A 26,805-nucleotide genomic window follows, 5' to 3' on the forward strand; every position below is an offset into this window, starting at 1 on the left:
TTGGGTGATACAGAAAGGAGGGTATAAATTAGCTGCAGTCAGCATGCTGAAGCATACTAGAGTTTACGATTTTACATAACTTAAGTAATAATATTTTTTACTATATAAAGCATTTTACTAGTAAAAACATTTTATAAATTCGTAAAGGACAAATCTTAATTAGCTAAAGCATATAACATAAATTTACCGTATAAATAGCCTTTCCCCTATACTTTCTCCCCAAATTTTGCTAAACTGCAACAGCAAAACCATACATTACCCCGGAAACAAACCATGCCCCATACCTCTACACCAACCATAGAATCCTTCATCACCCGCTGGAAAGCTTCCGGCGCTTCGGAACGTGCCAATTACCAGCTGTTTTTAACGGAGCTGTGCGAGCTGCTGGGCGTAGAGAAACCGATGCCGGCCACCGACAAGGTACACGAAGCCACCTATACTTTTGAGCGGCCTGTGGTGTTTGATGACGGCGAAGGGAAGACCAGCACCAACTTTATTGACCTCTACAAAAAAGACTGCTTTGTGCTGGAAGCCAAGCAGGGCGCTGACAAGGCAAGTATAACAGAGGCCGAAATGCTGGGCGCGGAACGGGCAAAAACCAAATCCGGCACCGCCACCCGCGATACCCGCACCTGGGACCGTGAGATGAAAAAGGCTAAGGAGCAGGCCCTGCGCTATGCCCGCTCTTTGCCGACCACCGAAGGCTGGCCGCCGTTCCTGGCCGTGGTGGATGTGGGTTACTGCATAGACCTGTATGCCGACTTTGCGCGACAGGGAAAAACCTATGTGCCGTTTCCGGACCCGCAGAACTATAGAATTACTTTAGAGGAGCTTGAAAAGGAGGACGTGCGCGAGCGCCTCCGTTTGCTCTTTACCGAGCCGCTGGAGCTGGACCCGAGCCGACGTGCTGCCCGTGTAACGCGTGCGCTGGCTGAACGACTGGCAAAACTGGCGGCCTCGCTGGAACAGACCGGCTATACACCTGAGCAGGTGTCGGGCTTTTTGATGCGCTGTTTGTTTACCATGTTTGCAGAAGATGTGAAGCTGCTGCCCGAAAACTCGTTTACCAAACTGCTGCAGGATTATCGCCAAAGTATAAATTACTTCCCCGATGCCCTGAAGGCGCTGTGGCAAAGTATGGACCGTGGCGGATTTGAGCCGGCCCTGCGTACGGTTATCCCGCAGTTTAACGGCTATTTGTTTAAAGACCCCGAGGCGCTGCCCATTACCGAAGCGCAGTTAGACCTGCTTATACTTGCCGCCGAGGCCGACTGGGCTGATGTGGAGCCTGCCATTTTCGGCACGTTGCTGGAGCGTGCTTTGCAACCGCGTGAGCGCCACAAACTGGGTGCCCACTACACGCCCCGCGCCTACGTGGAGCGCCTGGTAATGCCAACCGTAATTGAGCCGCTGCGCGAAGAGTGGGAAGCAGCCCGTACCGCCTCGGCCATATTGGAGGATAACAACGACGAAGCCGGAGCCCGCAAAGAGATCGAGAGCTTCCACCGGCGTTTGTGCTCGGTGCGCGTGCTGGACCCGGCCTGCGGAAGCGGCAACTTTTTGTACGTTACCCTGGAGCACCTCAAAAGGCTGGAGGGCGAGGTACTGGAGCACTTGGAGCATTTCCCGGGGCAGCGAACCCTTGACATGACAGGCGGCTATACCGTAACGCCAGCGCAGTTGCTGGGCCTGGAGGTAAACCCTCGTGCAGCGGCCATCGCTGACGTGGTGCTCTGGATCGGATATTTGCAGTGGCACTTCCGGGCGCATGGCTCGGCCACCCGCCTGAGCAACCCAATACTCCGCGAGTACGGCAACATAAAACAGCAGGACGCGGTGCTGAGCTACTCCGACCGCAAACCGCGCCTCGATGCCAACGGACAGCCCGTTACCCGCTGGGACGGCCACAGCACCAAGCCGCACCCGGTTACCGGACAGGAAGTACCCGACGAAACCGCCCGAACGATTGTTTACGATTACCTCGACCCCAAACCCGCCACCTGGCCCGAAGCCGATTTTATAGTAGGCAACCCTCCATTTATTGGCCCTGCCCGTATGCGCGAAGCCTTGGGAGATGGCTATACTGAAGCGCTCCGTAAAGTATACAAAGGTGCTATGCCGGAGAGTGCAGATTTCGTGATGTTCTGGTGGCACAAAGCCGCTGAAATTGTGCGTGCTGATAAGGCTGAACGCTTCGGCTTTATCACCACCAATAGTATAAAACAGACCTTTAACCGCCGTGTGATTGAAGCACAGATGCAGGCAAATCCACCGCTTTCCATCACACTTGCTGTACCTGATCATCCTTGGGTGGATAGTGCAGATGGTGCAGCTGTAGAAATTGCGATGAGTGTTGCTGAGAAGGGAGAAACTATAGGTAGACTTTTAACTATGGTTTCAGAAACTAAAACTGATGGACTTGAAGTGCAGGTTAATTTTACAGAGAAACAGGGTGAAATTCATGCTGACTTAAGTATAGGCGCTGAAGTATCTTCAGTTAAGGGATTAAAAGCAAATGAAGATTTGAGTAACCGGGGTTTCTGTCTATTTGGGGCTGGATTTATAGTTACACCTGAAAAAGCTATTGAACTCGGTTTAGGAACTATAGAAGATACTGATAAGATTATCTCAAACTATAGAAACGGAAGAGACTTAACTGCTAGTTCTCGTGGAGTTATGGTTATTGATTTGTTTGGCTATACTGCAAATGAAGTCAGATCTAAATTCCCGCAGGTTTATCAACATGTGCTTGAAAATATCAAGCCAGAACGTGATCAAAATAAACGTGCCTCAAGAAAAGACAATTGGTGGATATTTGGTGAGCCCAATCCTAAATTAAGGAAAATGCTTAAAGGTCTTGACAGCTATATTGTAACTGTCGAAACTGCAAAGCACAGGGCTTTTACTAAGCTTGATAAAAGTATAAAGCCTGATAATATGCTTGTGGTAATTGCTTTAGAAGATGATTATCATTTAGGTATATTATCAAGTAAAATTCATGTTATATGGGCGCTTGCGACAGGGAGCGATTTAGGTGGAAATACACCAAGGTATAACAAAAGCCGTTGCTTCGAAACCTTCCCCTTCCCTGCCGCCACAGAAGCGCAGCAGGAGCAGATCCGAAGTATAGCCGAGCAGCTGGACGCGCACCGCAAGCAGCGGCAGGCGCAGCACCCCACGCTCACTATCACCGACATGTATAACGTGCTGGAGAAACTGCGGTCGGGCGAGGCGCTGAATGCTAAAGAACAGAAAACCCACGAACAGGGGCTGGTAAGTATACTTTTGCAGCTGCACACCGAACTCGATGCCGCCGTGGCCGCTGCCTATGGCTGGCCCGCCAACCTGCCCGAAGAAGAGATACTCGAACGCCTGGTTGCCCTGAACAAAGAACGTTCCGCAGAAGAAGCACGCGGCCTTATCCGCTGGCTGCGCCCAGCGTACCAGAACCCGCAAGGCACCCAGCAAACCGAGATCGGCCTCAGCACCAAAACTAAAGCCGCCAAAGCAACCGCCAAAGAAGTGCTGGCCTGGCCAAAAACGCTTTCGGAGCAGGCACAGGCCGTGCAACGCGCCTTGCAGCTGCATGAGCGCCCGGCCACTGCACAGGAGCTTTTGCACCAGTTTAAGCCTGTAGCCAAGCCGCAGCAAGGCCTGCGCCTCCAGCAAATCGACAGCCTGCTGCAAACGCTTCATGGGTTAGGCTTGCTGCGCAAAACCGAGCAGGAGCAGTATGTGAAGTAGGACCGGTGATTAATCGGGATTTTATAGATTGGATTGATTTCTTTTTGAGGGTTTTGAATGGCAGCCGGTTCTATAGGGCCGGCTGTTGTTGTGTTAAGTTATCGTAGCTCAACAACCTTGTTTAGCGGCAGGTTTGTTGCTATTTGTACTGAAATTGCTCTCCTTGGAGGGGCTTAGGGTAAATTTATACTTTACTTTGTAAGTACGGGTAGCTGCTTTTAAGCTTATACTTTGTAACTTATACTTTGCTGTAGTAAAGTTACTATCACCAACTTGAGCTAAAATAAAAAGGAGCCTTTCCATGGTGGAAGGCTCCTTTTTATTTGGCTGTGTTGATAACGGGATCAGCGGTTGAAATGCAAAAGTATAGCTGCGTAAAGTATGGCAACCGACTGCAGGCTATCCGCGCATTTACAGCTCATGCTGTTATGCTGGCACTGCTAGTGAGCCAGGCTGTTTTTCACTTGCCTTTGCGCCTGAAATTAACTTATTGCTAAGCGCATTCCATTTTTCGGCCAACTGCAACTCATCCATCAGCGACAGGCTTATTTCCTTATTATAGAACTCCAGATGCTGGTCAGGCAGCTTTGGGTTGCGGAATGAAATATGCAGCCCTATCAGGTCAAAAACAACATTTCCATTTACCTCCCGCTTCTCGCTAACCAATCTGCATTTGCTTACTTCAGCCAGATTAATTACTAGTTGCTGCTCCTTACCGGCACACTTGTTTGCATAGAAAAGCTTCTGCTGTACTTCGTCAAGCCCTATGCCGTAGCATTGATTCCAGAAATCATACTGTGTGATCCTTAGCTGCTGCTGTTCGCCGCTGGCAAGAAATTCACTCAGCAATTTATTCTTTTTCGCTTTCTGTTTGCTTTGTATAAGGATAATTGGCACAATGAATACTGCCAGGGATATTGCCCCTATGATTAATGTTTCTAAATCCATCTCTGTTTTTGTTAAAATGCAATACATGCTATACAAGCACGCCTGTAGCCCTTAAGCTTAGTTGGCCGGCCTGTACTAATTTTTTTCAGTTGATCTTAGCAGACGCAACTGCACCACAAAAGCAAAAGATGGTTACCAGAAATAGTGGAAAGGAAAAATGATGTCGCTGGTTCTTAAGCCGCAGTTAAGCACTTTCGAGCGTGCAATGTACGCAGCGGTGCTGTTTTGCAAAACCAACTCAGAGGCAACTAAACTACCGGAAAGGTCATTGGAGTTCTCCTTTTTAAATGGAGCCCCCGGAAGATTGTTTGCTGCGTTTACGCGTTGCTCTGAGCGCTGTAAATCCGGAAATTTAAACAGCTTATTTTCTGATAAATTATCCGTTACATGGCCCTGCTGTACGTGCTGAGGCAGTGTAGTAAGTAATTCACGGCTGCTACCATTGCTTGTGCCACTATACGTGAGTATAATGGCAAACAGAAGTAACATGTATTTTGTGAACTTACCCATCTTACAAACTTACTAACTTGCTGACATACTTTGCACAAGATGGTAAATATTATTTTTAAACACTGATCTTTAAAGAGTTATACTTGATAGACTATTCATAATTAGCCTGGAAGTATAAACAGGTACACCAGCGTAAACAGATCCACGTTATTCCTGATTCCCGAACCCTTCCCGCATATCTTTGAGATGGGCATAGCAAACCGGACTGCTATACTCCTGCTGTCGGGTTGTTGCTGCTTTTCTACTCTTGCTTAACTTATACAAAGGCACCAGCCCGAGGGCAACTTCCCTAAAAGACTTTCTGAAAAACTGCTGTGGACTAAGAAGTTTTTGCTGCATGGTTAAGCCAGTTTTTATACTTTGATACGATATAAAGCAAAAAGTAAACACACCCCTACCCCTCTCAAGAGGGGAATTGTATTCTTACTATTTGCTGGCGCGAGTCTCCAGACCTTATCCTATTCCATAACATTTTAAAATTCGGGTGTTTTAGGATATACAGTACAAGCAGTAGTCTACAACTATCCCCTTGAGGGGATTATAGGGGTGTTTACACCTGCTGGTTCACCAATTTTTGAGCACACAAACAGCCCGCTCCGTAGCTTTACACCCCTGTAGTTCCCTCAAGGGCAGGGCCGTTTCATTCTACTAAACTCCATACTTATGGCGCGAGCGTCGTCGCTCGTGATTGGCTATTTCTGGCCCTCCGGGCCAGTTGAGTCAGAGACTCAACATTCACACCAAGTCACAAATCTGGAGATTTGCGCCAGATGTAAAGAATGAAACGGCCCTGCCCTCAAGGGGACAATTCCCCATTATTAGAGCCTGTTCCAGAAAAGTTATGGGACAGGGTAAGACGCGGACGCTCGCGCCATGATGATCCTATCAAGAATTACAGACATCTAAACCTACTTCAACGCATGATGCTTTTTCATTAGTTTTAGCACCTTATCAAGTGGCAGGGCTTCTACTGTGCGATTGTCTTTACCTTGCATGGTTTCCGCTGTAAACAGAGAGTTGATGATCGCCTCTTCGGCAGCCTCTATCACGGCCATAAACAGCGGCGACATTTCGTCGTTGCGCAGTAGGGTTACGGTTTGTGTTTTATTGTCTGAAGTATAAGGCACGCGCAATCCAGGATCAGTTGAGAAAGCGATGACATAATCGCCGCTTCCGTTGGAGGCTATGCCGCCTGTTTTTGCCAGTCCCATCATGGCGCGCTTTGCCATGCGTTCCAGGTTGCGGGCATCAACGGGTGCATCTGTAGCTACCACAATCATACACGAACCATCCGCTTTTTCGGTTATCTGCTGCCTGAAGGAAAACTGGCTTAGCTCCTCCCCTACGGGCACGCCGTTTACCTGCAGCACCCCGCCATAGTTTGTCTGCACAAGTACACCCACAGTATACCCACCCAGACTCGCCGGCAATTGTCGCGACGAAGTACCAACTCCGCCTTTAAAACCAAAGCAAACCGTACCAGTGCCCGCACCAACATTGCCTTCGGCAACGGCACCGTCTTTGGCCTGTTTTATCGCTTCCACAACATGTTCTTCCTTCACATGCCTGCCTCTTATGTCGTTCAGAAAACCATCGTTTGTCTCTCCTACCAGCGCATTTACCGATTGTACATTCTCGTTGCCTGCCTGTTGCAACGTATACCCTACCACTGCGTTCATGGCCGTGCTAACGCCAAGCGTGTTGGTAAGTATAATTGGCGTTTCGAGGTTGCCCAGTTCCTGCACCTGAGTGCTGCCTGCCAGTTTGCCAAAACCGTTGCCTACATAAACCGCAGCAGGCACTTTACTCTGAAAAATATTACCATCGTGCGGTAAAATAGCCGTTACACCTGTTCTGATATCGTTTTGCTGCACAAGCGTAGTATGTCCTACTTTTACGCCTTTTACATCTGTTATGGCATTATACTTACCTGTGGGCAGTACACCAATCTTTACCCCGTGCTCTCTTGCTCGTTTCTTGTTTTGCGCCCAGGCTTGTGTTGCTAATGCTACCATCAGTATAAGTAGTATAGTCAGTCTCATAAAGTATGATTTTTTGCTGCAGTTAAGAGGCTGTTTTGAATTTATTCGTTGGGCTGCAAAGTTGATTTTACGAAACCTGGCTTCGTCTCTTTTTCGCGCCATAGCGCTGCTATGCCACTCAAAAGGAGTCTCGCCAGAACCCTTAAAATCTCCTTTTCACTTCCAACAATAAAATCAAAACAGCCTCTAAATTAACAGAATTTATGAAAACACAGCCCCTTACGGCAGGTTAGAAATGAGAAGCGCTGCTTCTTTTGCACAGAAGCAGCGCCTGGTGTATTGTAATAAACAGAAAGCTTGAGATGAATAGCCTAATTACGTTTGTCTATATTTTTACCGAAGTCCTTTGCCTGTTTCATAAAGTTCTCTACCAGTTCGTCAGCGTAAGTACCGTAGGCATCCGTAATTGTGCCTTTATGCCCCGAGTCTGTTTCAATCACATAAAGTATGGCCATATCATCTGGATTACTCTCGCCCTCAAACCGGTAAAAATTCACGATGTTAACCTGCTCCGGGCCAAAGCTTTCTTTACCGTTGATTGTGCACATCATCCCATCGTCAGTAATTTTATAGTCTTCCGTATAGCCCTCTTTCCGTAGGTTGGTCAGCACCTTGACCATTGAAGTCAGTTCTTCTTTATCCTGCATGGTGTAATATTTTATCTTGATTAAACTGTATACGGCACAGGTACAAAAGTGTCGAGACTTATCATATTCGAATCAGCCCTGCATGGTATAACTGCACTCTAAAAAATAACAGAGATTTTATACTTTGCAACTTTATGCTTTCTAGTTGGTAGTAGAGTTGGTTAATTGCATGTGCATGCTAAACCAAAGCATACGGTAAATAAAACCGGCTTTACCGAAAGGGTTTATACCTTTAGAAAGTACCGGCACATAAACCGTTTCATTTTAGGATCAAGTCTAAATCATACTATGGTAACACTAACTGTACTATCTGCCATGATCACGCCAGTGGTGCTCATACTTGCCACCGGCCAGCTTATACTCACTACCTCGCAGCGCCTGGCCCGAAGCGTGGAGCGGGCCCGAAAGCTATCTGAGCAGTTTGAGCACCTGGTGCAACAGGAAACCAGCGTTAAAAACACCGAGAAAAAAGAGTTGCTTTACCTGCTATTGCATAAAGCGGCCCACAGATCCAGAAAACTGCAACGCGCCATGAGCCTGCTATATGTGTCGTTATCTGTGTTTGTGGGCACCAGCGTATCTATCGGTATTCTCGAGGCGCTTGATTTACTTGTGTTCTGGGTTCCGGTTGGTTTGGGTCTGATTGGTGCAGGTCTGCTGTTTTATGCCACTATTCTGCTGATCGCAGAAACCCGGCTGGCTCTTAGCGCCATCGACAAAGAGATGGACTACCTGATCAAAAATTATGCAAACGACCTCCCAAAAGAGTCTAACACTAAAGAACAAAGTGCATCCTAGCTTTTCTTCATAAACTAAATGCCTGCAACATTTTAGTTCTAAGTCTGGTAAAGATTTCCTAAGTATACAGTTCTCTACTTTAGTTAAGTAAAAATCATTGCAATAAATATAATCATAGTACAGGTTGATTTAATGCAACTAATTGATAGTTAGAGAAGTATAATCAGAAGTAAAAACTTCTGCTATTTTGGGCTTTTGGTTTAATAAAAATGTGGGTAACGCCGCTAAACCAAAAGTTTTTTTCAAGTGATATTTATGCGATCCATTACCCTAACCTGCACGCTATGGCACAAACTTTACACGCTCATTCCAATCTATGCCTATACTTTAAAGTTTTTAGAAAAACAGACTATTTTGGTCACTCAAACCTTAAAGCTCTTCTTATACTTGTTTTCCTTACTCTTGTATCCACTACAGGGGTTGCGCAGTATAGTCAGCAGTGGGTAACGCCTCCAATTTTAAGCGGCTCCGATCCTTACGAAGAGTTTAGCACCCAGGCTGTAGACAAGCAGCAAAACCTGATCACAGCTACCTATAACGGTACCTTCCGCACTGATACCCGCATCGCCATTTTAAAGCATAACCCCAACGGACAAAAACTCTGGAGCAGCGTTTACAGCGACGATGCTTCGATCTGGGACACTCCTACCGACATTAAGCTGGACGGCGCAGGCAACATTTACCTGCTAGGCTGGAGCCAGCTAAGCAACGAAGACGAAACAGGCAAAGCTTTTGTTGCCAAATACTCCGCTGCAGGCCAAAAACTATGGGCACAGTCTGCAGGAATACAAAGAATTGATAAACACGCTTTTACGGTATCTCAAAGCGGTGAAGTATACGTGATCGAAACCGTGCAGCAGTCTGTAGGAAGTGCTTCGCAGATTAGAAAATTAGATACGAACGGCAATACCGCCTGGACAGCTAACTTTATTGGTACCGATGGTAAAGGAGGCATTCCATCTGCCCTGGAACTGGATGGAAAGGGTAGCTTATTGGTTGGAGGAACGATTGAAGAAAGAGAACCAGGATCGATGCCTGTATACTATGCACGCCTTGTAAAGTATAGCACGCAATCAGGGGCAAAAACGTTTACAGGCCAATATCAGGCAACAGGTCTTCAAAACCGGATGGATTATGAAACAATGGAACAGGTACTTGTTGCCCCTTCCGGAAATGTGTACCTGGTATCCCAGCAAAGCGGTTTGTATGTGTATCAGGTTATACTTTACAAAATATCTGAAGCCGGTGCCTTAAACTGGCTTAAAACAGTTGGCAACACCGAAGAATCCACATACATGAAGTCAGTACTAAGTGCGGATGAACAGGTTACGTTGCTGAGCAAAGAGCTAAAGTACAGGGATGTATGGGATTACTTTTTAACAGCCTTCAATACCCAGGGCCAGCGGCAGTATTACCACACATATAATGATTACATCCCAGATACAAGAAATATCAGACGGGTTGTACCAGAAAGCATTGGCTTGTCTGCTAACGGAAATGTAGCCCTGATTGGCTCAAGAGATTATATTGAAAAACCGCCAGCATGGTACATGAACCCGACTTTTATCGAACCTCCACGCGAAACAATAATCGTTTACAATACAATTGGAGAAGAAACCTGGAAAGAGACAAGTGGCGATGATACAGATGCACGATCAAACGGCCTGGCTCTGGACTTTATATCGGCCAGCAGCTTTTACCTGGCAGGCAGGCTCGTTGAGAACAGTGAACTGGTAGCGGCAAAGTATAACAGTTGCGGTGACTTTACAGTGAGTGCCGGCCAGGACAAAACAATATGCCAGGGCGGTGAGGTAAGGCTGGAGGCAACAGCAGCGGCTACGTATTCCTGGTCGCCGGCAACAGGATTATCGAGCACAACCGTAGCCAACCCAATAGCCTCTCCTGCCCAAACAACTACCTACACGCTTACTACAACCAACGCCGATGGCTGTACTGCCACCACACAGGTTACAGTTACTGTAAACCCATTACCTGCTGCAAGTATAACCACTGAAGGTGGTACTACCATTTGCCAAGGTAGTAGTTTAGTGCTGAAAGCAAATACAGAAGGTGGCATAACAGGTTACCAATGGTTCCGAAACGGTACAGAAATAAATGGGGCTACCGGAAACAACTATACGGCAAGTGCATCCGGCGCTTATACCGTGCGGACTTCCAATGGCAACTGTAGTCAGGTCTCCGCTCCTACTGAGGTTACTGTAACGCCTGCTATTACCAATAATATCATCTTACAAAACCAGTCTATTTGCACAGGCACAAACGCACAGGCTCTTGTTGGAGAAACACCAACGGGCGGCAACGGCACGTATACGTACCAGTGGCAGCGCAGTACCAACGGTACCGATTTCAGTAATGCAGCTGGTGCAACCAGTAAGAATTTTGAACCGGGTGCACTGCAGTCAACTACATGGTTCAGGAGAGTTGTAGTAACCGGAGCTTGTACATCCATAAGCCAGCCTGTGAAGATAACGGTTAACCCCTTACCAACCGTAACGCTCAATGCCTTTGCCGAAACCTGCCAGACAGCTACACCTTTCGCACTAACTGGTGGCTCGCCTGCAGGAGGCAGCTATAGCGGAAAAGGAATAAGCAATGGCATGTTTAACCCATCTGTTGCCGGCGCAGGCACACATACTGTCACCTACACGTATACTTCACCGGAAGGTTGCCAGGCAAGCACGACACAGACTGTTGTAGTAGCCAGTTGCTCGGTTACAAGTATTGACGAAGATGAGCTAAAGCAGCCGGTAAGCGTTTACCCTAACCCGACAACCGGCAAAGTATACATCCAGATGGAAATGCCGTCGAAGTCGGCAGTAGAGGTGCGGATAACTGATGTAAGCGGACGCGTTATCTACAGCAAAGCTTATCAGCAACAGCTTAAACTAGAAGAGACACTGCAATTAGACAAACAGCCAAGAGGTGTTTACTTGTTACAAATAACCACATCTGAAGGAGTGATTCAGCGCCGTATCGTGCTACAATAAGTATAAACCAGATGCGCAGCAGCAGTATATTTTGTGCTACTGCTGCGCCTGTTTCGCGCAACGTAGAAAATGCTGCCTTAGCCCGTCCTAAAAAGAATTCGTAAGGATATTAATTAACAAGGGAGAGGCCTGTTTAACCCAAAGGCTAAACACAGCACCATATGCAATCGCTTTTTACAACCACATACCAGGCAGCACAAGCAATAGCAGGCACTATAGAGGCTCATTTTGCCAGCATGCTTCAGTTGGAGATGGAAAAGCAGGCAACAGACCTGGCCCCGGAACCCGTTGCAGACCATATTGAGCTTATACTTGATACTGCTTTCTGGGTAAGTTTACGCCATGAAGAAGGTTTGTCGCCTAGAATATCGTTAGCCTATATCTCTCCCGAACATGTGCCACACCCATTGCTCTTCGAAAAGCGGATGCCTCTTAGTTCGGCCTTGCTTACTAAAATATCGCCCGGTGTCGAGCGTCCGGGCATCCACCTTGGGGTATGGCATGAGAATAATGAGCTTTATATCTGGGGAACTACCAGCACCATTCCCAGCCTGTGCATGGTAGTAGATGTCTCGGAGCCGGGTTTGCTGGTGGTTAAACACCGGCGCACAGATGGATTTGGAAAGTTTGCGAACGTTGCCATACTAAAAGGCGATGAAGTAAAGATAGTGGATGAGCAGGCGGCGCATATCCCCGACTGTCCTTCTGTTGTTACATCGCTGTTAAAGTTTAACGGTGCTTACAACTGGGACAACAGCTATAATATACTGGTGCAGCTGGCGGTTTCGATGCGGGCACATAAGCGAGGTGGTATTCTTTTGGTAACCCCTTCTGACTCTGATACCTGGACGTACTCTATGGTTCAGCCATTGGCCTATGCTGTGCAACCTGCATTTTCTGTACTGGCAGAATTAGTGCGCAAAGCCGAAAAAGAGGAAAACAGATTAAATGTACAGGATGCGATCCGGAGAGAGGTTGATTTAATTGCCGGACTTACTGCTATAGATGGCGCTACTATCATCAATGACAAGTATGAATTACTGGCTTTCGGAGCTAAAATTGGCCGTTTGCAAGGTAATGAGTCTGTGCATGAGATAGTGTTGACAGAACCTGTAGTTGGTGGCGTGGCTAAAACTGTACATCCATCACTTAATGGTGGCACCCGCCACCTGGCTGCTGCGCAGTTTGTGCACGACCAGCGGGATGCCATTGCCTTGGTAGCCTCACAGGATGGACGCTTCACCATTTTTTCGTGGTCTGTATGCGAAGAGGTAGTGCAGGCGCACAGTATTGATATCTTGCTATTGTAGGGGAAAGGACCAACTGTTGAACGGGGCAAATGCAGCGGCATATAACCTCGTAAGTTTATACCACGTTTCTGGCAGTATGAGCAGAGCATTTGTAAAAGAAGATGATGCGGGTCAGGCCCCAATTATACCGCCACGGGCCGCCTTACCGTCTGGAGTAGCCAATTACGTTACACCGCCAGGGCTGGAGCAGCTACGCACCGAGCTTAGCGATCTGGAAGCAGAAAGAGCCAAAACCGAAGCAAATCGCGAAGATGAAGCAGAGCGCAGCCGACAGCTGGTTATACTTAACGGTCGCATCAGCGCCCTTACCAGCAGAATATCCAGCGCCAAAGTAATAGAGCCCAAAGAGCAGCCTGCAGATGAAGTACGGTTTGGCGCTACTGTTACCCTACGCACTATTAGCGGCGGCAAGAAAGGTTTTAAGCGCAAGTTTACCATAGTTGGTGTTGATGAAGCCTCTGTAGAAAAAGGCCTGATCGCTTTTGTGGCTCCCATTGTTAAGGCTATACAAGGTTTGAAAAAAGGAGAGCAAACAAACCTGCCCATGGGCCGCGGCGAAGAAGTAATTGAAGTAGAGGAAGTTTCTTATGATCACGGAAAGGAATAGCTATGGTTACGTTAAAGAAAACCATTTTCACAATTAATCCATACCGCAAGTTTAGCGGAGCATAACTTGTGGCTGAGTATGGCAGCAGTTTGCAACTGCTGCGCTTTGAAAAAGCAAGTATAGCAAAGGACTTGCTATACTTTATACTTTGGCAAATAGCTATAAAGTATAAACCAGCTAAAGTATAATATCTGTTAAGGCCGGTGCGGATTTGTAGGGACAGGTCGCGACCCAATGCCGTCAACTTAAGCATTTAAGTATGTATGTTGTCATTTCGAACAGCGTGAGAAATCTATCCAGAATTAGTGCAGAAGGAATTTTATAAAGATCTCTCACAGCTACGCTGGTCCCTTTCGACTCTCGTCTCAGGCATGTCGAGATGACAGCTTTTTCTTAAGTTGACGGCATTGGGTCGCGACCTGTCCGGACGATGGCCGATGATATACTTAACACTTCTCAATTGCCGATTAACACACCCCTGCCCCTCTCAAGAGGGGAATCTCATAAAGTATACTTTTCTGCTCGCGCAGAAAGCCAGTTGCAAACTGGCACCATGTATAGCCACAAGTTGCACTTCGTTAAACTTGCGGCATATTCGGTCTTTGCTTACCTGTTCGGGCAGGTTTCCTTTTCCAGGTTAAAAAGTGCACTCAGGCTTTCGCTTAGCTCCGACACGTTACCGCGCTGGCAGGCCGCTTTCAGTTCAATGGCTGGCAACTTTACAATTTTGTTCAGCATACTTTGCGTGATCGCCTCCACCAACTGGGCCTCTTCTGCACTCAGCTTTTTAAGGTAACGGGCAATTTCCTGCTGCCTGATCTGCTCCAGGTGGCTCTTAAACTGTTGTATAACCGGTGTAAAGGCATTCTCGTTAGCCCAAACCTGAAACTCCGATACAGAATCTGCAATAATTTGCTCCACAGCCGGAATGGAAGCCAGGCGAAGTTCCAGTGCCTCTGTCGTGCGGTTTTTGATAGCATCGATGTTGTAAACAGAAACACCCGGAATATTCTCCAGTGCTACGTCTATACTTCTTGGCATCGACAGGTCGAGGAACAGCTTAGGTTTACCAACGTTAGGGAATTGGCCAAGCTTGTCTTCAGAGATAAAGAAGCAGTCGCCGGGAACGCTGCTGATCACTACATCTGCCTTTTCAATCTCGACCCAAACGTTTTCCCAGTAAGCTGTGGTGGCACCTACTCTTTGGGCAAGCTCAACTGCTTTATGGTGAGTTCTGTTTAAAATGGTCAGGTGGTTGATGCACGACTTCTGAAAGTTAAGGCAAACGTCACGGCCTATATCTCCCACCCCGATCAGCAGCACACGTGGCTCCACAAGGTTAGCTGTCAGTTCCTCCACCATCTCCACTGTGGCATACGACACAGAAGCAGCGCCATCGCGGAAGTTGGTATTGTTAACGGCAAGTTTGTTTGCGTTGAAAACGGTGTGCAGCAAACGGTGCATGAACGGGCCAACCGCATCAGCCTCAATAGCCCATTGGTAAGCATTTTTCACCTGGTTCATGATCTGCATATCGCCTACCACCTGCGACTCCAACCCCAATGCCACCCGGAAAAGGTGTGTCATGGCAGCTTCATGGTCGGTTATACTTTCAAAGTATGGCTGAATCTTCTTGGTAGCGATAAAGCCTTTCTCCAGCGCGATCAGCTTTACAAGTTCGTTAGCATACCCCTCATCCGCGGTATAGTATACTTCAGTGCGGTTGCAGGTAGATAATACCATTGCCTCCGTACAGTTAGTAAACTCTTTCACCTTATCCAGCAGGTTACGGCAGCCGATCTCGTTCAGCGATACCGCCTCACGAACTGCTATGGGTGCGTTTTTATAGGATAGCGTAAGTACTTTAAACTTGCCTTGCATCATGTTTCTCGTTTTCAACAGGACAAATTTCAGCAAAATCACAGACTAAATTGATGACTTTTATCACATAACAGGGTGATCTTAAGCAGGAGAAGGATTGGAGTTTGGAAGTTAGAGGGTCTGGGAGTTAGAGAGTTAAGACCCAGACTTCTTTGTTTTAGCAGTACTGGGTCAAACCACCCCTGCCCCTCCTTGTCCAAGGAGGGGAATTCTGCTGTTACTTTAGCTTAAGTATAAGTTTCATTGCAGCGGTTATCGGGCTAGCAATTCGCAATCCATACTTTGTATTTAAGGTTTAACCTCCCTTCCACCAAGATCCTACAGGATGACAAAGAGAAATGGCTTGTACTAATGAGATGGCAGTTGAAGAAGTAAGTAAAAGCTCCCCTCCTTGGACAAGGAGGGGCAGGGGTGGTTAGACAGCAGTAACTATAAAACAACAACAGCCGGCCCATAAGAACCAGCTGCCATTTAAAATCTTCAGAAAAAAACAATCAAATCAACCTAATCCACATTAATCTGTGGTCCTAGTTGCGCATTCTTCTTAGCTTTTCATTATTGATGATCGTGATCTTGCTGCCCTGGCTTTTGATCAGGTTTTCGTCTTTGAAATCAGCTAACGTACGGATAACGGTTTCTTTAGAGGCGCCTACGATACTTGCTAAATCTTCGCGCGAGATAGTTACCTGCGTTTCTTTATGGTCTGGGTTGTTGGCATATTGCTTCTCTACAAACAACAAAGCCTCGGCCACTCTTTTTCTGACGGAGTTATACGCCAGTTTAAGTAAGCGTTCCTCCCTATCAGCCAGGTTATCAGATAAGATCTTAATGAACTGATTAGCCACCAAACGGTTGTTGTGCAGCAACAGGAAAAAGTCTTCTTTAGAGATGACGTAGACCTCAGAATCTTCCATCACTACCGCCGACTCACGGTACGTTTTGTCCTCGATCAGGTCGAGGTAACCAATAAAGTCACCGGCTTTGTAGAGGTTGGTGATGTACTCGCGGCCCTCTTCGTTGGACTTGTAAGTTTTTAATTTGCCTTTGTTCAAAAAATATAATGCGTTCGGGTAATTACCTTCTAAAAACAGTATCTGCTTCTTTTTAAAGTGCTGCAGTTTCTGTTTATCAGAGGTTAGTTTTTCCAGGTTCTCCTGCCCTTTTGCCTCCTGTAAAAAATCGTTTAGTCCTTCGGCATTCTTCTGGAAACCCGACTTAAGATTCTCGTTCTTTTTCAGGCGCATTTCCACAGCATCCAGCAGTTCCAGGTCGTCGAATGGTTTGATCAGGTAGTCGTCAGCGCCCAGGTTCATGCCTTTTCTAAAATCCTCTTTCTCTGATTTTGCTGTCAGGAAGATGAATGGGATACTTGCCGTAGAGGTGTTGCCACTAAGCATGCGCAGTACGCCGTAGCCATCAAGCTGGGGCATCATGATATCACAGATGATCAGGTCGGGAAGCTTATGCTTGGCAAGTTCTACACCTCCTTTACCATTTTCGGCCTCCAGTATTTCGTAGTTTGCCAGCGTTAAAATTTCGGCGATGTTTTCTCGGATTTCATTGTTATCCTCGATCAGCAGAATCTTTTTCATCTAAGTATGATTTGGTTTCGGAAGACGGCAGGTTATGCTTCTCCGTCTTAGTATACTTTGTAAAGTATGAATTTAGCTTTATTCCTGTGCCTGGGGTAACGATACAAAAAAGGTAGTGCCCTCATCTAATTCACTCTGGTAATCCATTTCGCCTCCCATTATGTCTACGTATCGCTTCACAATATTTAGCCCAAGACCAGTACCTTGTATGTTGGTTACATTCTGTGCCCTGAAAAACGGAGTAAACAGGTGCGTTTTATCAGCTTCGGGAATACCAATGCCCTGGTCCTGCACCTTGATTTTAATGGTACCGTCTTTAATTTCGGTTGTAAAATTAACCTCTTTGTGCTCACCGGAATATTTACTGGCATTTGATAGCAAGTTAAAAAGGATATTCTTTAGCAACTGCTTATCCAGCACAGCCGTTGTATCGCTACTTTGGTGCCGGTAGTTAATTTTCTGGCCCAGCTTTAAAACACCCTGTGCTTCGTCTGCTACCTGTTCTGCAAAAGCTTTCAGATCAAACGTAGTCGGTACGTTGTATATCTTCCCCTCTTCAATGCGGCTGATAGAAAGGAAGTCGTTTAAAATGCCGGTCAGATTGCTTACCGCCGACTTTATCCTGTCCACGTGCTTCATGCGCTTGTCGTCGTCTTCGGTGGTTTTATACTTTGCTATAAGCGATACCGACGACAGCACCGTACTTAGTGGCGTGCGAAACTCATGGGAGGCAATCGTCACAAACCTGGATTTTAGTTCGTGCAGTTCTTTCTCTTTCTGCAAAGCCTTACGCACTTCCTGCTCTGCCTCGTAGAGGCTGCGGTTGGTTTGCTCCAGCTTTTTAATGGCTGTTCCCAGCTCCTGGGTGCGCTCTTTCACGCGCTGCTCCAACTCAGAATTCAGGCGCTGAATAACGGCAAGGCTTTTCGCATGCTCTATACTATAGCGTATGGATCGTTCCAGCTCATTCGGACTGATGGTGCCCTTTACCAGATAGTCCATGGCCCCAGCACGCATTGCTTTTTCGTCGGTTTCGCGGTCGCTTTGGCCGGTTAAAAGTATAAACGGTGCCGCATAACTATGCTTTAACGCTTCCTTTATCAGCTCCAGGCCATCATGTGCTCCAAGGCGGTAGTCTACCAGGTAAATATCATGCTTCCGTTCTGCAATAATATCTAACGCCTCGTTAAAAGAGCCGGTCCAGTCCAACACATAATTACGGCCGGGTATATCGTCAATTATATCCCTGGTGATGATAAAATCATCCTCATCGTCGTCTACCAGCAGTATGCGGGTTCTATCAGGCATGCTTTATACTTTGCTATAGTTTGGGCAGTTCAACAATCTCAAACCAGTACTTGCTCAGGGTTTTCATCACATCTACCAACGATGTAAACGTCACAGGCTTGGTAATAAAGGAGCTTACGCCCAGGTCGTATGTTCTTAAAATGTCTTCCTCTGCCTTAGAAGTTGTTAGCACCACCACCGGAATCAGCTTAAGGCGCTCATCAGCTTTAATTTCCTTCAAAGCCTCACGTCCGTCCTTCTTCGGCATGTTCAGGTCCAGGAGTATAAGACCCGGCGTCGGATACTCGTTTGTATCAGCGTACTTGCCACGATGGTGCAGATAATCCATCAGTTCTTCCCCGTTTTCTACAAAGTTGATGCTGTTTTTCAGGCGGCTTTCTTCCAGCGCGTCCTTCACCAGCATCCGGTCTTCTGCATCATCGTCGGCAATAAGAATCACAATCGAGTTTTTTTTAGTTGACATAATCTTAAGGTTATTCCTCCGGATGTGTTAATGCAAGTGTAATGATAAAGCGGGTACCAATACCCGGCTGGCTTTGCGCGGTTATGTCGCCGCCGTGGCGTATGGCTATTTTGCGGCAAACGGCCAGGCCAATGCCTGATCCTTCGTACTTCTGCCCCTCTAGGCGCTGAAATATATTGAAGATACGGTCCAGGTATTTTTCATCAAAGCCGATGCCGTTATCCTCTACATAGATCTCTGTTACCTCGTCGCCGGGAGTGGCAGTAAGATGCGCCTTACGCTGCAGGTTTTTTGCGTAGATATTGATGATCGGGCTTTCGTTGTCTTTCCTAAACTTAATGGCATTGCTCAGCAGGTTCTGAAACACCTGTCGTATTTGCGTAGGCTCGGCTTCTATTTCGGGCAACGGAGAACGTATAATCTGTGTGTTGGTCTGCTCTATTGTAACCTCCAGGTCTGAGATTACCTCAGTCAGAATATCATCCAACTTCACCTTTACAAACGGCTTTGATTTGGTAGTAACCCTTGAGAAGCCCAGCAGGTCGTTTATCAGGTTCTGCATACGCGACGCTGCGTTCAGCATGCGGTCAACGTAATCTTTGCCCTGCTCACTCAGGTTATCGTACTCCTTGATTAAAAGCCTGTCGCCGAAAGCCTGAATCTTGCGCAGCGGCTCCTGCAAATCGTGGGAAGAAACGTATGCAAAATCCTGCAGTTCACGGTTACTTCGTTCCAGTTCGGCGGTATAGCGGCGCAGGCGTTCTTCTGTCAGTTTTTGCCTCGTAATGTCGTGCACAAAGCCGGTGTATACTTTACGGTCGGCCAGCTGCACTTCGCTTATGCTTAAGTAAAACGGAAAAATGGTACCGTCCTTTCGCATGCCTGTTACCTCTCTGCCAATACCTATAATGCGTTTTTCGCCGGTAACGTGGTAGTGGTGCATATAGCTGTCGTGCAAGCTTTGGTCCGGCTCTGGCATCAGTATATTTATACTTTGACCCAGCAACTCTTCCGCTTCATATCCAAATTGCTTTGCGGCCGCAGGGTTTACCATTTCGATGATACCCCGCTTGTTGATCGTGATAATTCCGTCTACGGCACCCTGAATAATAGAATTTATCTTGTTCTCGCTCTCGCGCAGGGCAGCTTCAGCTTTTTTAAGCTCTGTAATATCGTGCACAATGCCCGTGAAGATCTGTTTATCCTTCAGGTTTACCTCGCTTATACTAAGCAGAAACGGAAATACAGTACCGTCCTTTTTCTTGCCTAACACTTCGCGGCCTATTCCGATTATTTTTCCTACACCAGTGCGGTGGTAGTTCTCAATGTACTGGTCATGCAGGCTGTGGTCAGGCTCCGGCATCAGCATCTTTATGTTGTTACCGATGACCTCCTCGGGTACATAACCAAAAATGCGTGCGGCTGCAGGGTTTACGGTTTCGATGATACCTTTGCTATCGATGGTAATAATGCCGTCGATGGCTGTGTCGATGATGGCCTTTAACCTGGTGCTGTTGTCGAGGCTCTGGTCGTATTTATCTGTTGGTTCTTCCAAGGATCGGGTTATTTTTCTAAAAATAGCTACTTCGGCAAAAAATTACTACAGAACGGGTATATAATGTTGCTTCATGACAAATATCACCTGTATAGCTGCTCATCGTCATAACGTTCGACTGTTGGCTATGCTAATTTTACATCATTAATTACACTGCTATACTAATACATTTGCCTCTCAATCGGTTCTGTGGTGATGGAAATTGGCAAAAAAAGGAATAAAGCATGAAAAACATACTTGTTTCGATAGACTTCTCATCGTGTGCCCGGATGGTTGCGCTATGCACAGCAGAGCTGGCACAGGCTGCCGGGGCAAGGCTTATACTTTTTCATGTATACCAGGCTGAGGCAGCAGAAACCGAAGGAGAAACAGATACCACCAGCGAGCGTTTTGTACAGGCGCAATTAGACAAGCTGGCCCGCCAGCTACACAGTAAAACCGGTGTTTCCATTACCCGACTTATGAAACCGGCTACTGTGGCTAATGAAGCCATGGAAATTGCTAAACTTGTAAAAGCTGACATTGCCGTAGTATGCGACCACTCTCTGCAAAGCAAGGACATTCTAATTTATAACTATCACAACCTGCCTGTAATTACAGCTGCTACAGCTTTCACGCTGGATTCGGATAACTTTAAGCAACACCTTTCTGCGCAGTTAAACTCCCTTGGATGCTCCCCTGCTCCTTTACTGGAAGCAATTTAAATCACAAAGAGTACCTGGTACCGGCTGTGCCTTAATATAAAAGTATAACTCAACTTGCGATTAACCCACCCCTAAGCCCTCCCAAGAGCAGGGCCGTTTCATTCTCTTTTTTTCTGTCATCCTGAAAGGATCTTTGTTGCTGGGAGGATAGCTTAACCTTCCAGCAACAAAGATCCTTTCAGGATGACAAATGTTTTTTCAATTTTATCAGAATGAAGCAGCCCTGCTCTACTGGTATTAGCTTACAATTGTTAACGATGATCCGGCTATACTTCGCTGCTCAGCTTTCTTGATCTGGCAATTGGCGCACTGTCCTGAGCATGGTTTTTTCTTTAGCTGCCTGAAAGTAAGTATAGGGAAGCGTGTGTGATAAGCCATCGTTTTAATATAGTTGCTGCTGAACAGGCGCTTAAGTAAATAGCTATCCTGGGTTGCAAGTATAAGCATACTGGCGGCAGAAATCTCGGCATAGTCGCTTATCCCTTCCAGCACATCCTCTTCTTCCAGGAAATTAAAGCTTACATTTTTCCCCTGTAGTTTAACTTGCAACGCCTGCATGGCAGTTTTGTAAGTGCTTAACTGATTGCGTTCTGCTTTAGAATAGATTTGTACCAGCGTTAATTTTGCATCCGTCTGTTCTGCAAAGTCAACGATCTGTTTCAGTACATGGTCTTCCTGGTCGGTAAAGTCGGTGGCAAACACGAGGTTCTCCAGCTTTTTATAGGTAACAGAGCAGGGCATTACCATAACCGGGCAGTTTACAAGCTCCATCATGGCGGCTGCGTTGTTTGGGTCGTTCTGCTCTTCTTCCTGGTGCAGCACACAGGTTTCCATCAGCACCATATCTACTTTATAGTCAAACACAATGCTGGCGATGCAATCGCGCAGGTAGCCAGGGCGCACCACACACTCGTATGGCACTTGCTTTGCACTTGGCTTCTGCTCCTCGCTGAGAATGCGCTCGCTAAAAGTTCTTAACTGGTGGATGTTGCGGCTCTGCTGGGTAAAGGTAAGGTCTTTGGTCTGGCTGGTATGCAACAGCAACAACTCTGCGCCCAGTTTGTCGGCAAGGTGCCAGGCATAACGCAGCAGCTTCTTGCTTGCTTTGTCTAACTGCACAGGCACCAGCACACGTTTAAAATTCTTATTCTTACACATGGTTTAGTAATGATGAAGTATAGGTTATAGGTCTCGTATCAGGTTTTATACTTTATTCTGCTTTTGCAACCTCTGGTTTTGTGCAGCAGCTCATCTCTGTTTTATGGGCAGTTGTTTCCTCCACTTTCGGGCTCAGGTAAGGTATGCCTAAACCAAGGCCGCGCACTATAAAAAGTATAGCCAGCGTCATGCCCACATAAGGTACCGTTCTGTTAAACATGCTGCGCATTCTCAGGCTTATCAGTTTGCCAGACAGCGACACCAGGAACATCAGCGGAAATGTACCCAGGCCAAACAGCGTCATATAGAGCATGGCTCCGGTTATACTAGGTGCACTTATGGCACCTGCCAGGGCAATGTATACAAAGCCGCAAGGCAACAGTCCGTTTAGCAGGCCCACCATGAACAGCGATCCAAGTGAGTTTTTCTGAAAGTAGTATCCCAGCTTTTTCCTCACCCAGGTCATTATCATATCTGTACCAGGTATACCCGCCGACTTGCCCTTAAGCATGGCCGGAAGCACCAATAGCAGCAATATAAGTATACCGGAAAGTATAGACACTGTTTGCTGTAAGCCAGCCATCTGCAGCGACTCGCCGAAGGCACCTGCCAATGCACCCAATGAGGCGTAGGTTACAATTCTGCCGCTATTGTACAGGAGCCGGCCGGCATAGTAGCGCCAGCCGGTACTCCCGACAAAGGGTAGTGACATTGCGATAGGGCCGCACATCCCGACACAATGAAAGCTACCTACTAATCCGAAAATAAAACCAGCCCAGATCATAGCTATTTTACCTGTATCGTTTTCTCTGTGTAATATGTATCCTCACCGTCCGTGAAATTCACACGCACTTTCCAAAGGCCACTTCCCAGATCACTTGTCTCTACCAGCTGACTATGGTCGCGGCCCAGCTGTAAAGGAATCTCCTTGTCCATTTTATCATCGGATGGGCGGAAAAACGTGATAGTGCCACTCAGGTTTTTATCCTTGTAAGTAGCAGGCATTTGTAGCAGTATAGACTTATTCTCTGCAGTGTAGTCCAGCATCACATCACCCAAAGCCTGTGTACGTTTTACACTTTCAATGCGGTCCTGATACTGAATCTCCTGCTGGTAGTAGTCTTTGCTTACCAGGTCTACATCCAGCTTCATGGCTTTGTAAACGAACATGGCGATGTAGGCCATAAACAAGACCATACAAACTACAATGGCGTAAGGCCAGAGGGTAAAGCTTTTATTATTTTGTGCGGTTTTCATGTTGTTTCGTTTTTCGTCAATCGTTGTTCGTTGATCGAACTATTGAGATGACTTGGCTTACAATAAGTCTTTTGTCTTTTTGTCCTATGTCTAAGATCTAATTTGCCGGGCCTAAGAACTTTGTGTCAGTAGTAGTGATCAGTTCATCGCCGTGGTACACTCCTATCTCAATTTCGGAGTTCATGCCGGTCAGGTCTGCTTTGGCTATCTCGGTAAAGAACACACCTTCTGCGATGCCCTGTGCCGGAAGTATAAGCTCGTTACCAATCACTTTTATAGTACCTTCCTTATCGATCAGCTTCAGGGTGAGCGGCATCTCGTGGTTTGTTTTGTTGATCACAGAGATGTTGTAAAGGTTCTTGATGTGCCCCTGCTCTGTTTTCTGGTACAGCTGGCCCGGTGTGCGAAGTATAGTTGCCTCAGCATCGTCGCGGGTTAGAAGCAGTGTGGTGAGCGCCGTTAAAAGTATGGCTAGCACAGCAGTATAACCCATTACACGCGGCGTAAAGAAAGTCCACTTTTTACCAGTTTCAAGTGCTTGCTCAGATTCGTAACGAATCAGGCCTTCCGGCTTTTCGATTATGCGCATAATGTCGTTGCAGGCGTCGACACAGGCAGTGCAGTTAATACACTCCAGCTGCTGTGCTCCATTGCGTATATCGATACCAGTCGGGCAAACCTGTACGCACTGGTGGCAGTCGATGCAGTCGCCTTCGGTGCGTTCCTGGTTTTTGCGCAGTTTGCCGCGCGGTTCACCACGGCCGTAGTCGTAAGCAACGACTACTGTTTTCTTATCCTGCATTACACCTTGTAAGCGGCCATAAGGGCACACAATGGTGCAAACCTGCTCACGAAACCAGGCAAAAACCCAGAAGAAAGCACCTGTGAAAAGCAGCAGCGCACCAAAACCAGCTTTATGCTCCAGCGGCCCATCTGTAATTATCTTCTGTAGTTCGTCTATCCCGATGATGTAAGCCAGAAACAGGTTAGAGATCAGGAAGGAGATCAGCAGGAAAATAGTGATCTTAGCGCTCTTCTTCCCTATCTTTTCAGCGTTCCAAGGCATTTTATCCAAAGCGCGCTGCTTAGTATAATCACCTTCAATGGCATACTCTATGCGGCGGAAAACCATCTCCATAAAGATCGTCTGGGGACAGACCCACCCACAGAAGATACGCCCGTAAACCACCGTAAAAAGGATGATGAAAACTACCATCGTCAGGAATGCCACTACCATTATAAAGAAATCCTGCGGCCAGAACAGCACGCCAAAGATCACGAACTTACGCTCCACCACATTAAGCATGAGCAACGGTAAGCCGTTTATCTTGGTGAAGGGTCCGGCAAAGAGTAAAACCAGCAGTAAGTAGCTTACATATTTGCGGTAATTGTACAGTTTGCCTTTCGGCTTTTTAGGGTACACCCAGACGCGTTTACCCTCTTCATCTACTGTAGAGATGTGGTCACGGAACTCATCTGGAGCCGTTTGTACTTTGCTTGCCATGGCAGTTTAATTTGTGCGGATATTAATCCTGCCTGTTATAGTTATGAATGACTGAATTTTGAATGAGTGAGTAGAGCGAGTAGCTTCACCTGCTCATCTTCATTTCTCAAAATTTCTGTTACAAAATTCAGTAAACACAACCTTTTAAAAGATGACCAATGTCACCATCTGTGGTGATTGTAGTCATCAGCGGCTTTAGAATGCGCCTCACACATCACATAAAAGTAAAAAGCAAAAAAGCTGCAGGCACTCATCAGCACCTGCAGCTTTTCAAAAACACTTTATAAAAAGGTAGTTACATTTTTTCGCCTTGCGGCTCTTTTGCATTGGCTGGGTTAGAACCTTGTATGCTTATGATGTAGCTGGATACTTCCAGAATCTGGTCTTTGGTAAGTTTACCCTGCCAAGGCACCATGCCATTAGCCGGTACGCCATACTTAATGGTCTTGAAGATATCGTTCACATCACCACCGTGCAGCCAGTACTCATCCGTCAGGTTAGGGCCAACTGTACCCTGTCCTTCGGTACCGTGGCAGGCAGCACAGTTTGTGTTGTAAAGCGCCTTGCCAGACTCAATGGCAGCAGCATCCGTCAATACTTCGTAGTTAGTTACCGCATTCGGATCATCGGCATTTTTAGCGGCAAGTATTGCAGCCTGCTCCATCTCCATGGCGTATTCTTCACCCTGCAAGGTACCTGTTCTGAACACGTGGTAGTGCAACATATAGCCGATACCAAACACGATGGTAACATAGAACATAGCTTTCCACCATGGTGGCAGGTCGTTATCATATTCCTGAATACCATCGAAATCGTGATCGGAGTGAATGTGGTCTTTTGCCTCGCCTGTAACCAGTGTAGAATCACCATGCATTAAAAACAGCACACGACCAGCCAGTGAGCTTTTGAAATCCTCATCGTAAATAGAGTCGCCGAGCATGGGCACGAACAGGCGGAACAGCATTACCAGCACCATGACCGTTAGCAGGATAATAACTGCAGCCAGGGCAAACGTGAACAGCAGCACCGGCGGAAGATCCATGAAAGCTACCTCGGCTGGCTCTGCCTCTACTGTTGCATTTGGGTCGGCAGTTGTTGTTTCCGGAACCACTGCCACCTCGGCAGGCTTCTCGCTTTCTGCTTTAATATAGGCAATTACGTTCGCCACATCGTCTTCAGAAAGTGAACTGCTGAAGGCCGGCATTGGCACTTTGTTAAACTTCTCGAATACTGCAACGGCATCTTTATCACCAGACTGAACCAGCTGCTGGGAGTTTTTAATGAACTTGGCCAGCCACTCATCACCGCGGCGCTTGTGCACGTCTTTTAAAGCAGGCCCAACAATATCTGCATCCATGCTGTGGCATACAGTACAGTTACCTTCAAATACGGCCTTCCCGGCAACGGCATCCTGCGCCTGTACTGCTGGCGTGCCTGCCAATAGCAGACCAGCTACCAGGGCCAGGCTGCTTTTACCTAATACTTTCTTTAGAGAGATCATTGTCTTAAACCTTCAAAAGTGGTGTCTTCGGTTTCATTTTCGCATGCGATGGCACTCATTGCCTTCACATACTTTTTATCCATCAGTATCACATACACGATCAACCCCAGAAAGAACACAAAGAAGATGGTGAATGAGATCAGCGGATATATTTCGATGCCGTCTATGGCTTGCAAAACATTTTTATACATAGCTTCTTGAATTTGGACACTCGTATCACGTATATCGAACCATGTATCACGACTTTATACTTTGGGTAAGTCGTGTG

Annotated in this window: 22 protein-coding genes; 6 read left to right on the top strand and 16 right to left on the bottom strand. The window is 46.8% G+C overall.

What is annotated here, in order from left to right:
• Window positions 1-273 precede the first annotated feature (273 nt).
• Complete coding sequence (locus K0O23_RS15170; RefSeq protein ID WP_219878290.1) at window positions 274-3,744, top strand: class I SAM-dependent DNA methyltransferase; 3,471 nt, start codon at window positions 274-276, stop codon at window positions 3,742-3,744.
• A 426-nt stretch (window positions 3,745-4,170) separates the two neighbouring features.
• Here the strand turns inward: K0O23_RS15170 and K0O23_RS15175 are convergent, their stop codons facing one another.
• From K0O23_RS15175 to K0O23_RS15195, 5 genes are all read right to left on the bottom strand, one after another.
• Window positions 4,171-4,692, bottom strand: a complete 522-nt coding sequence (locus K0O23_RS15175; RefSeq protein ID WP_219878291.1) for a hypothetical protein — start codon at window positions 4,690-4,692, stop codon at window positions 4,171-4,173.
• A 132-nt stretch (window positions 4,693-4,824) separates the two neighbouring features.
• Window positions 4,825-5,181: a hypothetical protein gene (locus K0O23_RS15180; protein WP_219878292.1), complete on the bottom strand. Its 357-nt coding sequence runs from the start codon at window positions 5,179-5,181 to the stop codon at window positions 4,825-4,827.
• 168 nt (window positions 5,182-5,349) lie between these two features.
• Window positions 5,350-5,541: a hypothetical protein gene (locus K0O23_RS15185; RefSeq protein WP_219878293.1), complete on the bottom strand. Its 192-nt coding sequence runs from the start codon at window positions 5,539-5,541 to the stop codon at window positions 5,350-5,352.
• A 569-nt stretch (window positions 5,542-6,110) separates the two neighbouring features.
• Entirely contained in the window at window positions 6,111-7,244 is a 1,134-nt protein-coding gene (locus K0O23_RS15190) for a DmpA family aminopeptidase (protein WP_219878294.1), read from the bottom strand.
• Window positions 7,245-7,555: 311 nt separating this feature from the next.
• Entirely contained in the window at window positions 7,556-7,891 is a 336-nt protein-coding gene (locus K0O23_RS15195) for a hypothetical protein (protein ID WP_219878295.1), read from the bottom strand.
• Between the two features lie 288 nt (window positions 7,892-8,179).
• Between K0O23_RS15195 and K0O23_RS15200 the strand changes: the two genes are divergently transcribed.
• The 4 genes from K0O23_RS15200 to K0O23_RS15215 all read left to right on the top strand — a co-directional run bounded on the left by K0O23_RS15200 (window position 8,180) and on the right by K0O23_RS15215 (window position 13,614).
• Complete coding sequence (locus K0O23_RS15200; protein WP_219878296.1) at window positions 8,180-8,689, top strand: DUF2721 domain-containing protein; 510 nt, start codon at window positions 8,180-8,182, stop codon at window positions 8,687-8,689.
• A gap of 284 nt (window positions 8,690-8,973) precedes the next feature.
• Window positions 8,974-11,697, top strand: coding sequence for a T9SS type A sorting domain-containing protein (locus K0O23_RS15205; protein ID WP_219878297.1), 2,724 nt, complete (start codon window positions 8,974-8,976; stop codon window positions 11,695-11,697).
• Between the two features lie 161 nt (window positions 11,698-11,858).
• On the top strand, window positions 11,859-13,007 hold the full coding sequence (locus K0O23_RS15210; protein WP_219878298.1) for a putative sensor domain DACNV-containing protein: 1,149 nt from the start codon (window positions 11,859-11,861) through the stop codon (window positions 13,005-13,007).
• A gap of 76 nt (window positions 13,008-13,083) precedes the next feature.
• Window positions 13,084-13,614 (top strand): GreA/GreB family elongation factor, encoded by a 531-nt coding sequence (locus K0O23_RS15215; RefSeq protein WP_219878299.1) that lies wholly within the window; start codon window positions 13,084-13,086, stop codon window positions 13,612-13,614.
• 606 nt (window positions 13,615-14,220) lie between these two features.
• Here the strand turns inward: K0O23_RS15215 and hemA are convergent.
• The 5 genes from hemA to K0O23_RS15240 form a co-directional block, all read right to left on the bottom strand.
• Complete coding sequence (hemA, locus tag K0O23_RS15220; protein ID WP_246597143.1) at window positions 14,221-15,513, bottom strand: glutamyl-tRNA reductase; 1,293 nt, start codon at window positions 15,511-15,513, stop codon at window positions 14,221-14,223.
• Between the two features lie 509 nt (window positions 15,514-16,022).
• Entirely contained in the window at window positions 16,023-17,087 is a 1,065-nt protein-coding gene (locus K0O23_RS15225; RefSeq protein WP_219878300.1) for a response regulator, read from the bottom strand.
• 78 nt (window positions 17,088-17,165) lie between these two features.
• On the bottom strand, window positions 17,166-18,395 hold the full coding sequence (locus K0O23_RS15230) for a hybrid sensor histidine kinase/response regulator (protein ID WP_219878301.1): 1,230 nt from the start codon (window positions 18,393-18,395) through the stop codon (window positions 17,166-17,168).
• Between the two features lie 13 nt (window positions 18,396-18,408).
• On the bottom strand, window positions 18,409-18,858 hold the full coding sequence (locus tag K0O23_RS15235; protein ID WP_219878302.1) for a response regulator: 450 nt from the start codon (window positions 18,856-18,858) through the stop codon (window positions 18,409-18,411).
• Window positions 18,859-18,868: 10 nt separating this feature from the next.
• The gene (locus K0O23_RS15240; protein WP_219878303.1) at window positions 18,869-20,413 is read right to left on the bottom strand and encodes a PAS domain-containing sensor histidine kinase; all 1,545 of its coding nucleotides are present in this window, start codon (window positions 20,411-20,413) and stop codon (window positions 18,869-18,871) included.
• 224 nt (window positions 20,414-20,637) lie between these two features.
• On the opposite strand from K0O23_RS15240, the gene K0O23_RS15245 reads away from it, so the two are divergent.
• Window positions 20,638-21,117, top strand: coding sequence for a universal stress protein (locus K0O23_RS15245; protein ID WP_219878304.1), 480 nt, complete (start codon window positions 20,638-20,640; stop codon window positions 21,115-21,117).
• Between the two features lie 237 nt (window positions 21,118-21,354).
• Here the strand turns inward: K0O23_RS15245 and K0O23_RS15250 are convergent, their stop codons facing one another.
• From K0O23_RS15250 to K0O23_RS15275, 6 genes are all read right to left on the bottom strand, one after another.
• Window positions 21,355-22,275 carry a universal stress protein gene (locus tag K0O23_RS15250; protein WP_219878305.1) on the bottom strand — a complete coding sequence of 307 codons (921 nt, stop codon included), beginning with the start codon at window positions 22,273-22,275 and terminating at the stop codon, window positions 21,355-21,357.
• A 52-nt stretch (window positions 22,276-22,327) separates the two neighbouring features.
• Window positions 22,328-23,059 (bottom strand): sulfite exporter TauE/SafE family protein, encoded by a 732-nt coding sequence (locus K0O23_RS15255; RefSeq protein ID WP_219878306.1) that lies wholly within the window; start codon window positions 23,057-23,059, stop codon window positions 22,328-22,330.
• 2 nt (window positions 23,060-23,061) lie between these two features.
• A complete protein-coding gene (locus K0O23_RS15260; RefSeq protein WP_219878307.1) occupies window positions 23,062-23,532 on the bottom strand; it encodes a FixH family protein in 471 nt (156 codons plus the stop codon).
• Window positions 23,533-23,629: 97 nt separating this feature from the next.
• Window positions 23,630-25,036: a cytochrome c oxidase accessory protein CcoG gene (gene ccoG / locus K0O23_RS15265; RefSeq protein WP_219878308.1), complete on the bottom strand. Its 1,407-nt coding sequence runs from the start codon at window positions 25,034-25,036 to the stop codon at window positions 23,630-23,632.
• A 295-nt stretch (window positions 25,037-25,331) separates the two neighbouring features.
• Complete coding sequence (locus K0O23_RS15270) at window positions 25,332-26,537, bottom strand: c-type cytochrome (protein ID WP_219878309.1); 1,206 nt, start codon at window positions 26,535-26,537, stop codon at window positions 25,332-25,334.
• Window positions 26,534-26,728: a hypothetical protein gene (locus K0O23_RS15275; RefSeq protein ID WP_219878310.1), complete on the bottom strand. Its 195-nt coding sequence runs from the start codon at window positions 26,726-26,728 to the stop codon at window positions 26,534-26,536. Before K0O23_RS15275 ends, K0O23_RS15270 begins: the two co-directional genes overlap by 4 nt.
• Window positions 26,729-26,805: the final 77 nt, after the last annotated feature.

Source organism: Pontibacter aydingkolensis (assembly GCF_019443125.1).
Taxonomy (GTDB): Bacteria; Bacteroidota; Bacteroidia; order Cytophagales; family Hymenobacteraceae; genus Pontibacter; species Pontibacter aydingkolensis.